This window comes from Carnimonas nigrificans ATCC BAA-78 (genome assembly GCF_000526695.1).
Taxonomy (GTDB): Bacteria; Pseudomonadota; Gammaproteobacteria; order Pseudomonadales; family Halomonadaceae; genus Carnimonas; species Carnimonas nigrificans.
Genome location: NZ_JAGO01000013.1, coordinates 30,950 through 43,499, shown reverse-complemented (window position 1 = coordinate 43,499; position 12,550 = coordinate 30,950). Strand labels below are relative to the sequence as shown.

The 12,550-nt window shown below is 56.9% G+C and carries 11 protein-coding genes; 5 read left to right on the top strand and 6 right to left on the bottom strand.

The window, feature by feature from the left end; all coding sequences use genetic code 11:
- Nucleotides 1-601: 601 nt before the first annotated feature.
- The 4 genes from gmhB to glyQ form a co-directional block, all read right to left on the bottom strand.
- Entirely contained in the window at nt 602-1,159 is a 558-nt protein-coding gene (gmhB, locus tag L881_RS0107745) for a D-glycero-beta-D-manno-heptose 1,7-bisphosphate 7-phosphatase (protein ID WP_025733127.1), read from the bottom strand.
- Nucleotides 1,160-1,305: 146 nt separating this feature from the next.
- A complete protein-coding gene (gene crcB / locus L881_RS0107740) occupies nt 1,306-1,689 on the bottom strand; it encodes a fluoride efflux transporter CrcB (RefSeq protein ID WP_025733126.1) in 384 nt (127 codons plus the stop codon).
- A gap of 435 nt (nt 1,690-2,124) precedes the next feature.
- Nucleotides 2,125-4,203 carry a glycine--tRNA ligase subunit beta gene (glyS, locus tag L881_RS0107735; protein WP_025733125.1) on the bottom strand — a complete coding sequence of 693 codons (2,079 nt, stop codon included), beginning with the start codon at nt 4,201-4,203 and terminating at the stop codon, nt 2,125-2,127.
- Between the two features lie 2 nt (nt 4,204-4,205).
- The gene (gene glyQ / locus L881_RS0107730) at nt 4,206-5,195 is read right to left on the bottom strand and encodes a glycine--tRNA ligase subunit alpha (protein ID WP_025733124.1); all 990 of its coding nucleotides are present in this window, start codon (nt 5,193-5,195) and stop codon (nt 4,206-4,208) included.
- 243 nt (nt 5,196-5,438) lie between these two features.
- Here glyQ and rfaD point away from each other — a divergent pair, with 243 nt between their 5' ends.
- Both rfaD and waaF read left to right on the top strand, forming a co-directional pair.
- The gene (rfaD, locus tag L881_RS0107725; protein WP_025733123.1) at nt 5,439-6,392 is read left to right on the top strand and encodes an ADP-glyceromanno-heptose 6-epimerase; all 954 of its coding nucleotides are present in this window, start codon (nt 5,439-5,441) and stop codon (nt 6,390-6,392) included.
- Nucleotides 6,393-6,394: 2 nt separating this feature from the next.
- Nucleotides 6,395-7,447 (top strand): lipopolysaccharide heptosyltransferase II, encoded by a 1,053-nt coding sequence (gene waaF, locus L881_RS0107720; RefSeq protein WP_025733122.1) that lies wholly within the window; start codon nt 6,395-6,397, stop codon nt 7,445-7,447.
- Between the two features lie 550 nt (nt 7,448-7,997).
- Here waaF and L881_RS0107715 read toward each other — a convergent pair.
- Nucleotides 7,998-8,777: a glycosyltransferase family 2 protein gene (locus L881_RS0107715; protein WP_025733121.1), complete on the bottom strand. Its 780-nt coding sequence runs from the start codon at nt 8,775-8,777 to the stop codon at nt 7,998-8,000.
- Between the two features lie 116 nt (nt 8,778-8,893).
- Between L881_RS0107715 and L881_RS0107710 the strand changes: the two genes are divergently transcribed.
- From L881_RS0107710 to L881_RS0107705, 3 genes are all read left to right on the top strand, one after another.
- The gene (locus tag L881_RS0107710; protein ID WP_025733120.1) at nt 8,894-9,586 is read left to right on the top strand and encodes a glutathione S-transferase family protein; all 693 of its coding nucleotides are present in this window, start codon (nt 8,894-8,896) and stop codon (nt 9,584-9,586) included.
- A gap of 150 nt (nt 9,587-9,736) precedes the next feature.
- Nucleotides 9,737-9,904, top strand: a complete 168-nt coding sequence (locus L881_RS13770) for a hypothetical protein (RefSeq protein WP_156926525.1) — start codon at nt 9,737-9,739, stop codon at nt 9,902-9,904.
- Nucleotides 9,905-10,013: 109 nt separating this feature from the next.
- The gene (locus tag L881_RS0107705; protein ID WP_025733119.1) at nt 10,014-11,099 is read left to right on the top strand and encodes an NAD(P)H-dependent flavin oxidoreductase; all 1,086 of its coding nucleotides are present in this window, start codon (nt 10,014-10,016) and stop codon (nt 11,097-11,099) included.
- A gap of 31 nt (nt 11,100-11,130) precedes the next feature.
- On the opposite strand, the gene L881_RS0107700 is transcribed toward L881_RS0107705, so the two are convergent.
- Nucleotides 11,131-12,168 carry a glycosyltransferase family 9 protein gene (locus tag L881_RS0107700; protein WP_025733118.1) on the bottom strand — a complete coding sequence of 346 codons (1,038 nt, stop codon included), beginning with the start codon at nt 12,166-12,168 and terminating at the stop codon, nt 11,131-11,133.
- Nucleotides 12,169-12,550: the final 382 nt, after the last annotated feature.

Sequence of the window (12,550 nt, the reverse complement as noted above, 5' to 3'; positions counted from 1 at the left end):
GAATGAATCCAACTCATTGCGGCAATCAAGTCAGGGTAGAGTAAGGCGCACTAGCCTGCATGTTTCAGGTGGCAGCTTCATCTACTGCCAGAACCCGTATTCGAAATTCCGGATGCTTCCAAAGGGCCGTCGCTGAAAAGGAACGTCTGCATCAGAATCGCTTGGGCCGCTCAGCAGCCCTTTCCCTGCTTCATTACAACAATGACATTGATAGGTATGGAATGAACCCATTGGCACGGGAATGTTTCACGTGAAACATCGGGCCTCGGGGTAGCCTGGATCAGACTATCAGGCCGGTGCGGAGAAGCGCGAAGTGTTGGCAGGAGTGTGGAGCTTTGGCAGCGATGCCTGACTCAGAGGGCATTGGGATGACGGTACGGAGCGATGTCTTCTGGTTGAGTTTTGCGTCGTTACCAGCGCCGTACCCAAGAGCCTGTTTAACGTCTGCTGCGCGTTGGCTCTACTGCGTTAAAACAGGCTCGGGCTGCTTATTTACAGTGCGTAAACTCCGCATCCCCGCCTGCTTTTGTCTTGCATAGCGCTAGCTCGCAAAACGTTGAACGGTTCTCAGCAGGGGGAAGCTGTGCCAGGGAGCATGTGCTTACTGCTTTGACAGAAGCCAGTCGGAAAAATCTGCCAGCGTGGCAAAAACCTCGACCCGCTCGGGGTGCTGGAGCTGAGAAAGCTGCTGGCGACTTTTTTCACCGTTGCCGGTCAGTACCAGCGCGGTACGAGTTCCAGCGGCTTCTCCCGCTTCAAGATCGCGCAGCGAGTCGCCCACCATCCATGCGCTTGTCATGTCGTCGATGCCAAGTGCATCGCGAATGGCAAACAGCATGCCGGGCTGCGGTTTACGACATGCGCAGCCATCATCAGGATGGTGAGGGCAGAACTCGATGGCTGCCAGATGACCGCCGGCTTCGGTAACCAGTTGAGTCAGGTGATGGTGCATTTTCGCGACTTCTTCGGCAGCGAGAATGCCGCGCCCAATGCCCGCCTGATTGGTGGCGATCGCCACCTGATAGCCTGCCTTGCTGAGTTGTGCAATCGCCTCAATGGAGCCAGGAAGGGGGATCCACTCTGCAAGGGTTTTGACGTAGGCACTGGAGTCACGGTTGATGACGCCATCACGATCAAGAATAACAAGCTGGTTGTTCACCAGACGCCTCCTGGAAATGCTCATGGATATAGTTGGGCAGCAGGAGAGGAACGCGCCTCTTTCACCATACGGCAATGATTGGCCGCAGGTATTGTGACGCGCCTATTAGCCCCGCTGATGAGCGACCTGCCAGTGTATGAATAAACTCAGCGGGGTGCCAGCCACTGTACGAGCAGGAAGGCGAGGTAGGTCATCGCCAGCGCACAGATCAGGTGGCTGGCAGCGATCACCAGCGCCCAGCCGAAACGGTCGCTGTAGAGCATGCCGACCACTTCAGCGGAGAAGGTCGAAAACGTCGTTAAACCGCCGCAGAAGCCGGTCACCAGCAGGGCGCGCCACATAGGGTCAAGGTTGGGCATGCGTGTGAAGCTGGCAATCAATATCCCGATGATAAAACTGCCGAGAATATTCACGGCCAGGGTGCCCAGTGGAATGTGCTGATTAAGACCGTTCAATCGCAGGCTCATCCACCAGCGCAATACACTCCCCACGGCTCCGCCACAGGCAACAGCGATCAGACTTGCAAACATCAATAATCTCCAGCAAAGGTTCAGAACGCGCGGGGGGCATGGCGCAAGGTTGAATGAAATCCACTGCGCAAGGCTCCCCTGCCTCTCAGTGGAGTGGCAGCGCGAGTACGCAGGTATCATTAACCTTCACGGCTGGTAGAACACAGCAGGTAGGTGGTTTGCCAGCCTATGGCGGCTGGGCCGGAGGATATCCATCTCCGCTAGGCGTTGCAGGATAGCGCCTGATTGCTGCGCGAGCAATATGGCGTTGTCAGGGCAGCAGAGCTTCCCTTGCAGTGAGGGTGGGCCTTTATGCGGGCAGGAAGAGTTCTCTTTCCAGGTTACTGCGGTTCAGCCTGTAGAGGGCTAAAAAACGGTAGAGATGTAAAAAAGCCCGTTATCCGCCGAAGCGGAATAACGGGCTTTGCCAGCACTTACCCCATGCTGGGGTGCGGTTTACTGGGGCAGTAGCGAGATGTCAGCTACTTCCAGGAACAGCTCCTGTAGCTCTTTCAGCAGCGCCAGACGGTTGCCACGCACGGCAGGCTCTTCCGCCATCACCATCACCTGATCGAAGAAGGTATCGACCGGCTGCTGAAGGGTTGCCAGCGCATCCAGCGCAGGGCCGTAGGCTGCCTGGGCGAACAGCGGTTGGGTCTGCTCACGCAGGCGCTGGACTGCTTCGTTCAGGTCGCGTTCAGCGTCGGATTCAAACAGTGCCGCATTGATCTCCTCGGGCAGCGCCTCATCGTGCTTGGCCAGAATATTGGCGACACGCTTGTTGGCGGCTGCCAGCGCCTTGGCTTCAGGACGCTGGGTGAACGCCTGTACTGCCTGCAAACGACGCACCGCGTCGAGCGGCTTGTACACGGGACGCGCCTGCACGGCATTGAACACATCGGTTTCGATGTCGTTGTCCTGCGCCCAGCCACGCAAACGTTCAAGGGTGTACTCCAGCACGTCGAATGCCAGCCCCTGACGGTCGTCATCACTCAGTTCGGTGTGCTGCTCAACGGCCAGCTGAAGCAGCTGTTTCAGATCAAGATCGTATTTCCCCTTGATCAGAATATTGAGCACGCCGATGGCGGCACGACGCAGCGCGAAGGGATCGCGCGCACCGGTGGGGCGCTGACCGATACCGAAGATGCCTGTCAGGGTATCCAGTCGATCTGCCAGTGCCAGCGCAACACCGCTTAGCGAAGCAGGAATCGCATCGCTTGCGTTACGCGGCAGGTATTGCTCGGCGATCGCTTGCGCCACTTCTTCCGACTCACCGTCGTGGCGAGCATAGTAGCCGCCCATCACGCCTTGCAGGTCGGAAAATTCGATCACCATCTCGGTGACCAGATCGCACTTGGCAAGCTGAGCCGCACGCGCCGCAGCGCTGGGGTCGCCACCAATACGCTCGCTGATATCTGCGGCCAGCGTTTCGATACGGCGGGATTTGTCTGCCATCGAGCCAAGACGACGCTGGAATACGACGGATTCAAGCATGCCGCGTCGTTCTGCTAACGGTTTGGCGCGGTCGGTATCGAAGAAGAAGGCGGCATCCGCCAGGCGTGGACGAATAACGCGCTCGTTGCCAGCGATGACCTGAGCAGGATCGCGGCTTTCCAAATTGGCAATGGTGATGAAAGAGGGCAGCAGTTGACCGTTGCCGTCGACCAGGTGGAAATACTTCTGGTTTTCTTTCATCGACGTGATCAGGCACTCCTGCGGCACCTTCAGGAACTGTTCATCGAAGCTTCCGGTCAAGGCGACCGGCCACTCCACCAGCCCTGTTACTTCTTCCAGCAGATCATCATCAATGACCGCCTGCGCATTAAGCTTGTCAGCTTCCGCCTCTACCTGAGCGCGGATCAGTGCCTGGCGTCGCTGCTGATCGGCAATGACATGGCCGGGAGACTCAAGCTGTGCGAGATAGTCATCGGCGCTGGTCAGCTCAATAGGGTGGGAGCAGTGCACGCGGTGGCCGTAGGTGGTGCGCCCTGCGCTCAAACCAAGCGCGGAGCCTTCCACTACGCTGTTGCCATATAGCATGACCAGCCAGTGAGCGGGGCGTGAGAACTCAATGCGTGAATCCCCCCAGCGCATGTTCTTGGCGACCGGCAGGTGCTTGATGGCGCTCTCGACCATGGCCGGCAGCAGCGCTTCCGTGGCTTCGCCGCGCAGCGTCTGACGATAGCCGATACGTGGGCCTTTGTCGGTGTCGATGGTCGCCAGCTGGCTGACATCAATCCCCAGTGAGGCCGCAAAACCGGTTGCCGCTTTGGTAGGCTCGCCATCCTTGAAGGCTGCCGCAACTGCCGGCCCCAGCCGCTCACTTTCACGGTCAGGCTGGCGTTCACTCAGCTGCTCGATTTTTACCGCGAGGCGGCGCGGGGTGGCATAAGCGTGGATTTCGCCGTGAGCGATGTCGGCTGTCTCAAGGCTGTCACGCAGGCTCTCTGCGAAGGCATCCGCCAGAGAGGAAAGGCTGCCTGGCGGTAGCTCTTCAGTGCCTAGTTCCACCAGAAATGTAGTTTGCGATGACATGCTCAAGCCTTTTGTTCGTTGTCGGAAGCGGACGCTGCTGCTTCCTGTTCAGCGCGATAGGCGGCCAGTAGCGGCGCGCGGATAGCTTCATCAGCCAGCGGGAAGCCTGCTTCCAGACGCGATTGGTAATACGCCTGGGCCACCTTCTGCGCCATGGTGCGCACGCGCAGAATATAGCGCTGGCGTTCGGTGACCGATACGGCGCGGCGTGCGTCGAGCAGGTTGAAGGTGTGGGAGCCTTTCATGACCTGCTCGTAGGCGGGCAGGGGCAGTTTGGCTTCCAGCAGGCGAGAGCAGGATTTTTCGCACTCATCAAACAGTCCGAACAGATACTCGACATCCGCCTGCTCGAAGTTGTAGGCCGACTGCTCGCGCTCGTTTTGCAGGTATACATCGCCGTAGGTGACGGTGTTGCCATCGGGCGTGCGTGCCCAGACCAGATCGTAAACGTTATCGACGTTTTGCAGATACATGGCCAGGCGCTCAAGACCGTAGGTCAGCTCGCCCATCACCGGATAGCACTCAATGCCTCCGGCCTGCTGGAAGTAGGTGAACTGCGTGACTTCCATGCCGTTAAGCCATACTTCCCAGCCAAGACCCCAGGCACCAAGCGTGGGTGATTCCCAGTTGTCTTCGACGAAGCGGATATCGTGAATGGAGCGGTCGAACCCAAGTGCTTCCAGTGAGCCTAGATAAAGCTCCTGAAAGTTTTCGGGGGACGGCTTCATGACGACCTGATACTGGTAGAAATGCTGCAGACGGTTCGGGTTATCACCGTAACGGCCATCAGCGGGGCGTCGCGATGGCTGAACATAGGCTGAATTCCAGCGCTCCGGCCCGATTGAGCGCAGGAAGGTCGCGGGGTGAAAGGTCCCGGCGCCGACTTCCATATCAAGCGGCTGCATGATGACGCAGCCCTGCTCGGCCCAATAGTGCTGTAGCGCTAGGATCAGGCCCTGAAAGGTGGTCACGTCTGGCGTTGACTGTGTCATTGGCTTGGTCCGGCTGGGTGAGGAAAGCATGAATACATGGGGGGCGTTTCGCGCTTCCATCGTTGGTCAGGCGGCGTTTAACGCGCTGTTGACCTGTAATTCATGAATTAAAAGACTCACAAGTATACAATTACGGGCAAATTCGTTGTAGACCCGTGGTATAGGTAAAGCGTTATTCGATGGCTTTCGCGTTGACCTCGGCGTTGATAACGGTAGAAATCAGCTTCGATTCAGGAGTAGCGCATGATTGTGGTGACTGGCGGCGCCGGCTTTATCGGTTCGAACATCGTAAAAGGGCTTAATGAACGCGGTATCAGCGACATTATTGTGGTTGATGACCTCACTGATGGTACGAAATTCGTCAATCTGGTCGATTGCCAGATTGCAGATTACATGGATATCAATGAATTTCGCGCCAAACTGGCCAATGACGAGCTGCCACCGCTCAAAGCGGTGTTCCATGAAGGAGCGTGCTCTTCGACCACTGAGTGGAACGGTCAGTACATGCTCGACAACAACTTCACCTACTCCAAAGAGCTGCTCCACTACTGCCAGAAAAACGGCGTGCAGTTCCTGTATGCCTCTTCTGCCGCGACCTATGGCGGCAGCGCTGAATTCATCGAAGAGCCGCAGTTCGAGAAGCCGCTTAATGTCTACGGATATTCCAAGCTGCTGTTTGATCAATATGTGCGTGCGCGTGAGAGCGAGCTGAAAACACAGGTGGTGGGCTTCCGCTACTTCAACGTGTATGGCCCGCGCGAACAGCACAAGGGCAGCATGGCCAGCGTGGCGTTCCATCATCATCAGCAGGTGCAGGCCGGTGAAAACCCTAAACTGTTCGGGGCATATGATGGCTATGAAGCAGGCATGCAGAGCCGTGACTTTATTTATGTCGGCGATGTTGTGGCGTGCAACCTGTGGTTCTTTGACCACCCCGAGGTTTCCGGTGTATTCAACCTGGGCACTGGGCGAGCAGAGCCGTTCAAGGCAATTGCCGATACCGTGATCGACTTCTATGGCAAAGGCCAGATCGACTACATCGACTTTCCTGATTCGCTGAAGGGCCGTTATCAAAGTTTCACTCAGGCCGATATTACGCGTTTGCGTGAGGCTGGTTTCGACCATCAGTTTCATACGGTGGCTGAAGGTGTGCAGGCATACCTTGAGTGGCTGACCAAAGAGCGGGAAGCGGTATAAAAGTGAGCGATCACTTTGAGCATAACCACCGTGGTAGCGATGAAGGCGGCCCGCGCATTCTAATTGTGGGGCCGTCGTGGGTGGGCGATATGGTCATGGCGCAAAGCCTGCTGATAACGCTGAAACGCCAGATGCCTGACTGCGTTATCGACGTGTTGGGGCCTAAATGGTCAGCGCCCATCATTCATCGCATGCCCGAGGCGCGTCGGGCGCTAACCCTGGATGTCGGTCACGGTGAATCGGGCCTGCGCACGCGCTGGCAACTGGCGCGTAAGCTCAAGGGGGAGTACGACCGTGCGATCGTGTTGCCACGCTCGCTCAAGTCGGCGCTGGTGCCGTTTTTTGCGCGGATTCCGGTGCGTATCGGTTTTACCGGTGAACAGCGCTATGGCGTTATCAATCGGCGCCGCACATTAGATAAGCAGCAGCTCGACCAAACGGTGAAACGCTTCGTCTCGCTGGGGCTGAAACAGCCTGGTGTGCCTGCACACATTCCCTTCCCTAGACTTCGCATTGATAGCGAGAACCAGTACGCTCTTAAACAGCGTTTTGGCCTGCCTGACCATCACGTAATCGGCATGATGCCCGGTGCCGAATATGGCCCCGCCAAGCAGTGGCCGCTGGAATACTTCCACGCACTGGCGAAGGAGCTGGTCGATCAAGGGAAGCATGTCATCATTCTGGGCGGCCCCAAGGATCACCCAGCGGGAGCGCGTATTGCCGAAGGGGGGCTCAACGTGCATAACCTGTGCGGTGAAACCCGCCTTGAAGATGCCGTTGATCTCCTCGCCTTATGTGAGCAAGTGGTTAGTAATGACTCTGGTTTGATGCATGTTGCAGCAGCAGTGGGTACTCACATACAAGCGATCTACGGCTCCTCCTCACCGCACTACACCCCGCCCCTCACCAATAATGCCGACATTCACTGGCTCAACCTTGACTGCTCACCCTGCTTTAAGCGCGTCTGTCCGCTCGGGCATACCAACTGCCTGAATCAGTTACCGGTGGCGAGGATCGGGAGTGCGATAAAGCGGTATGAGGTGGAGGGGGGATAGTTTGTCAGGGGGGCTGGTGACTTTTCTAAGTAGCTTATTCTGGAGCCTACGCAGGACTTCATGGTTGGTGGCCTTTCTTGGAAATTCTGGAGCCTGCGCAGAATTTCACTGTTGGTGTCTTTTCGCACGTTATTGATTTGATTCTGAAGGGGGCCTTGCAGCCCCCCTTCACCCCCGCAGTCGTCAGGCGCGTCAGACCATACGATTGCAAAACTGCGCTGCAATTGTATGATTCCGCGCCTTCCTTATTACGACGTTGGCTGGTGTTGATGCTTTATCCATGGAAATCGTGATAACCATGAAGGGATGACAGCCCATTGAATGTGTGCGCTGTGCTGCTTTTGCACAGCGTCATCACATTCGGGGCGCTTCCACCAGCGGGAGAGCGCGAGAGGGACAAGGTTCCTCTCGCATTTAAAGAAAAGATCAGGTTTGCAAAGACTCTAACAGTGAGGTTCTGCGCAGGTTCCAGAATTCCCAAGAAAGGCCACCAACAATGAAGCTTCGCACAGGCTCCAGAATTCCCAAGGAAGGCCAGCCCCCGGAAGGGCTACCTTCTACCTTCCCACTGTGACTGCTCGCCTTTTTCCTTCACGCCCATCTCATACAGCTTCAAATACTTCATATAGGCATGAAAAGCAGTGGTCACGGCGACATTCATGCCATCCAACCCCTGGAAGAAACCGCCTTTGAATACCAGTTTGCGCACCAGACTATTCAGCGCGTGGAAGCCGGGGGAGAAGCGTGAGGCGGTTTTGCCGCGGGCGTGCATGGAGAGCGCATCTTCGCTGGAGAGGGTGTTGATGCGAGTGATCCAGTCATTCAGCCCTTGATAGGTGAAGTGGCGCAGGTGCGTATTGCTGTTGATCGTGCGAGCAGCAATGAGATTGGCGTGGGTTTTCTTGTCATTGAAATCAGAGTGAGTGCGGTTATAAAGCCGTGTGACGAGGTCGGGGTAGAAACCTGCGGCCTTTATCCAACGTTTGCCGACCAGATTGCGGCGGCGAAAGCTATAGGCCACGCTGGGGTCATCCAGCGACTGTGCCTTGATAAAGGCGACCGTGTCATCTTCCAGCCGTTCATCAGCGTCCAGCGACAGAATCCAGTCATTCCTGGCCCGCTTGGCGCCATAGCTGCGCTGCGGCCCATCCCCTAGCCAATCGTTATCCAGTACCAGCGCGCCAGCCTGTCGCGCCAATGCAGGCGTATCATCCTGACTATGCGAATCGACGACAATAACTTCATCGCATACCTGGCTGAGCGATTCGACGCACTGCTGAATATGCTCTTGTTCGTTGAATGCTATAACGACGCCGGTAATCGAAGGCATGAGGGATACTCGCTGAATCAATAAAGCGCCTATCTTAATGGTATTGGAGAGGATGAGCGAACCGTGCCATGATCCGAGTGATTCCTGATGAATAATGCTGGAGAGAGACGCGGCCCATGTCACTAACCTTGTGGATTGCCAATAAAAACTACTCTTCCTGGTCGCTGCGGCCATGGATGGCGCTGGTAGAAGCCGGGATTGAGTTTGAAGAGAAGCAGGTGGCCTTTACCCATGCAGGCGGGAACCCTGATTTCATTCGTTTTTCTCCTACGGCTAAGGTGCCGGTGTTGCAGGATGGCGAGCTGACCATCTGGGAATCTCTAGCGATTATCGAATACCTTGCCGAGCAGCACGAAGGCATCTGGCCGCAATCTCATCAGGCGCGTGCATGGGCCCGTTGTGCAGCCGCCGAAATGCACGCGGGGTTCTCCGCGCTGCGTAATCGTTGCCCGATGAACTGCGCGCTGGAGCTGCGCTTCTCCTCTTTGCCTGAGGATCTTGCCAGGGATCTGGCGCGTCTTGACCAGCTTTGGTGCGAAGGATTGGAACGTTTTGGCGGTCCTTTCCTGGCGGGAAGTAAATTCTCGGCGGTCGATGCCTTCTTCGCTCCGGTGGTCTTCCGCTGTGTCGGTTATGGCTTGCCGCTATCTGCCCCCTGTCAGAGTTATATCAAGCACATGCTCGCGCTTGATTCCATGCAGCAGTGGCTGAGCGCCGCGCTCAAGGAGTCGCCGGAAGAGGGGCATGAAGCGGATTCGCGGGCCTATGCGGAGATAGTGGCGGATAAGCGCTCGAATACAAGCGATTGACCATTTTGCCAGTAAGATCTCAAACATGGCTAATGGTGAAGTGTTTGTATCTATCTGATAGTTAAAGTAAAAAATTACTCCCATGAGCAAAACGGCTAATGTTTGAAAAATTAGCCGTTTCCCACCGAAGAGTCACCGAGCCGCCTCACAATGCTTTGTGACATTTCCAATGAATACCGGGTCACCCGACCAACGGCCCGAACTGATCTGAAGGGGCTGGCCGCTCTGAATCTGCTGCGCAGGTTCAGGCAGGGCAACAGGGATACCTTTGTCGTGCCGGATGACCTTGGTAAACGCATCCAGTTTCATGGTCTGTGAGTCTGCGAATATCAGGCTGGGTTAGCCGAAGTACCAACGCTTCCTCCCATGCAGACGAAGATGTTTTGTGCTTCTATGAGGCCATATTCTCGGTTGAGGGAGGTGGGGTATGTCGACGACGAGTTCTTTTATCAGGGCGCTGGGGCTGGAGCTGCCTATCGTACAGGCGCCGATGGCGGGCGGTGCCACTACGCCAGAGCTGGTGGCGGCGGTATCCAACGCAGGGGCACTTGGCTCGTTTGCGGCTTCTGCGCTGACGCCGCAGACAATCGTGGCGCGGGTGAGTGAGATTCGGGCGCTCACCGACCGGCCCTTCGCTATCAACCTTTTTGTGCAGCCCACTCCTGTACCTGATCCGGCGGAAGTTGAGCAAGCGTGGCAGCGTTTGGCACCTCTTCATGAGGAGCTGGGCATCTCGCCTGAGTTACCACATCAATGGTGCCAGCCGTTCGAAGCGCAGTTGGAAGCAGTGCTTGATGTGCGCCCCGCGGTGGCAAGCTTTACTTTCGGAATACTTGAAGCTCATCAGTGTGAGCGGTTGCATGACGCTGGCATTCTGGTGGTCGGTAATGTGACCCATCCGCAGGAAGCAGTAGCCTGGCAAGCGCTGGGTGCCGATGCGATTGTGGCTCAGGGAGCGCAGGCAGGAGGACACCGCGGTACCTTTATGGGGCCATATGAGGAGGCCCTGTTCGATACTGCGGAGCTGGTCGAGGCGTGTCTTGATGTCACCTCGCTACCGATTATTGCGACGGGCGGGGTGATAGATGGCTACGGCATCGCTGCACTGCTGGCGGTGGGCGCGCAGGCGGTGCAGCTAGGCACGGCGTTTCTGGCTACTCCCGAGAGCGGCATCTGTGATGCCTGGAAGAATGCGCTGCTGGAAGCCAGTGGGGAAACGCGCCTGACGCGTGTATTCAGCGGACGTTACGCGCGTGGCTTGCCTAATCGTGCGATGCGCATTCTTGAAAAAAATGAAGCCAGCGTGCCAGCCTATCCGATTCAGAATGCCTTGACCGGCCCACTGCGCGCCGCAGCAGCCCGTCAGGGCGATGCCGACTATCTGTCGCTGTGGGCTGGTACGGGCGTGGCTCGTATTCGGTATATGGAGGCCGAGGAGCTGATCGCGGTGCTTGCCGCTGAGTTGGAGGAGGCCGAGGGCGGTCAGGCTGTTCCTCAACCGCCGCAGGCGTAGCGCCTGTTCTCATGATGTTTCACGTGAAACATCAGCCTTTATTGATTAGCTCTGCAAGCGCAGAGGCAGCTGCATCAATATCGACAAGCTCCATATTGGTGGCCTGGCCTGCATTTTCACTGGGGGGCGGGCTGAAAGCGAGGCGTTTGTCACTGCTGTTGCAGGTTTGCCAGCGTAATGATGTGGCGGAGCGCTTGGCAGGGTAAAAGCCGAGGGTGGCGATATTCAGACAGCCTGCGATATGAAGCGGGCCAGTCGAGCCGGCAATCATGCCATTGGCTGCCGCCAGCGTCAGGGCGAATTCGGCAAGGCCGGCACGCGCAGGCATCAGGCGGGCATCGACGCCGTGGGTCGTCAGCGCTTCTACCACGGCAGTCGCTCGCTCTTCTTCCCCCGGCCCCCAGCTCACGATAAAGCTGATCGCCTTGTCGGTTTGGCGGGCCACTTTCTCTGCCAGTTCGATATAGCGCTGTGGCGTCAGGTTGACTGCGGAGCCTCCGCTACCGGGATGCAGCACCCACCATTGTCGTTGGCTATCGAGGCTCAGCTCTTGTGCAAGCTGCTGGCGCTGGGCAGTTCTCTCTTCATCGCTGAGTGGCCAATACGGGGGAGATACGCGGCGCGGATACTGGTTCAGACGCTCCGCCAGCGCTTCTGCCAGCTCAAGATTGTAGATGTACTCCGGCTTCAATGAACGCGAGCGACGCTGAGGAATGCGAGTGCCATAAAACAGCTGCGCCCATTTGGTGGCAGGAGCCATGCGCAGCGGAATACGGGCACGCATGCCAGCCCAGCCAACACGCGGCGTGGAAAATAGCGTTAGCAGCGCATCAAAATGACCATTGCGCATTAAGGTGGTGAGCTGGCTGCCGCTGCCTGCGCCTGGATCTATGATGACTTCATCAATCCAAGGGCAAAGGCGTGCCATTGGCGCTGTGTAGTCAGGAACCAGAACCGCGATGTGGTTATCCGGTGAGGCATGTCGTAATGCCTTGAGCGCAGGCCACGCGAGCATGAAGTCGCCCAGTTTGTCATTGCGAACAACGAGAATACGGTGCGAAAAACTCATGACGTGGAGGGGTTCCGGATGGCGAGGTGGGTGGTCGAGCGGCCCTTAGACTACCTGAAAAAAGCGGATTTTTCATCCGTGCGACGTGTGTCCGGTGGGAAGAATGCTGCGCGGTGACTCTCGCTCTCACGCGCAAAACCAGTGCTGCCGAGCACATTTCAGCTTGTCGTGATGAATATATCTCACTGTTTTTGAAGTGGTTTTGAGGACGCTGGCGACATGGCTTGCCGTGAACAACATTCACATCAATATTGATACCTTTAACGGGTAGTGTAATCGCAGATTAACCAATGTACTCTGTGCGGCTTTTGGCGGGGCAGTGGGCTTTCGTTCGTGGGGGAGTATCTCGGAGGAGAGCTGCTTTCATATCTGCCATGTGTGG

Coding starts and splice junctions, on each gene's coding strand:
- crcB (WP_025733126.1), bottom strand. CDS start 1,689: ATGTTTGCAAGTCTGATCGCTGTTGCCTGTGGCGGAGCCGTGGGGAGT.
- glyS (WP_025733125.1), bottom strand. CDS start 4,203: ATGTCATCGCAAACTACATTTCTGGTGGAACTAGGCACTGAAGAGCTA.
- glyQ (WP_025733124.1), bottom strand. CDS start 5,195: ATGACACAGTCAACGCCAGACGTGACCACCTTTCAGGGCCTGATCCTA.
- rfaD (WP_025733123.1), top strand. CDS start 5,439: ATGATTGTGGTGACTGGCGGCGCCGGCTTTATCGGTTCGAACATCGTA.
- L881_RS0107715 (WP_025733121.1), bottom strand. CDS start 8,777: ATGCCTTCGATTACCGGCGTCGTTATAGCATTCAACGAACAAGAGCAT.
- L881_RS0107710 (WP_025733120.1), top strand. CDS start 8,894: ATGTCACTAACCTTGTGGATTGCCAATAAAAACTACTCTTCCTGGTCG.
- L881_RS13770 (WP_156926525.1), top strand. CDS start 9,737: ATGCTTTGTGACATTTCCAATGAATACCGGGTCACCCGACCAACGGCC.
- L881_RS0107705 (WP_025733119.1), top strand. CDS start 10,014: ATGTCGACGACGAGTTCTTTTATCAGGGCGCTGGGGCTGGAGCTGCCT.
- L881_RS0107700 (WP_025733118.1), bottom strand. CDS start 12,168: ATGAGTTTTTCGCACCGTATTCTCGTTGTTCGCAATGACAAACTGGGC.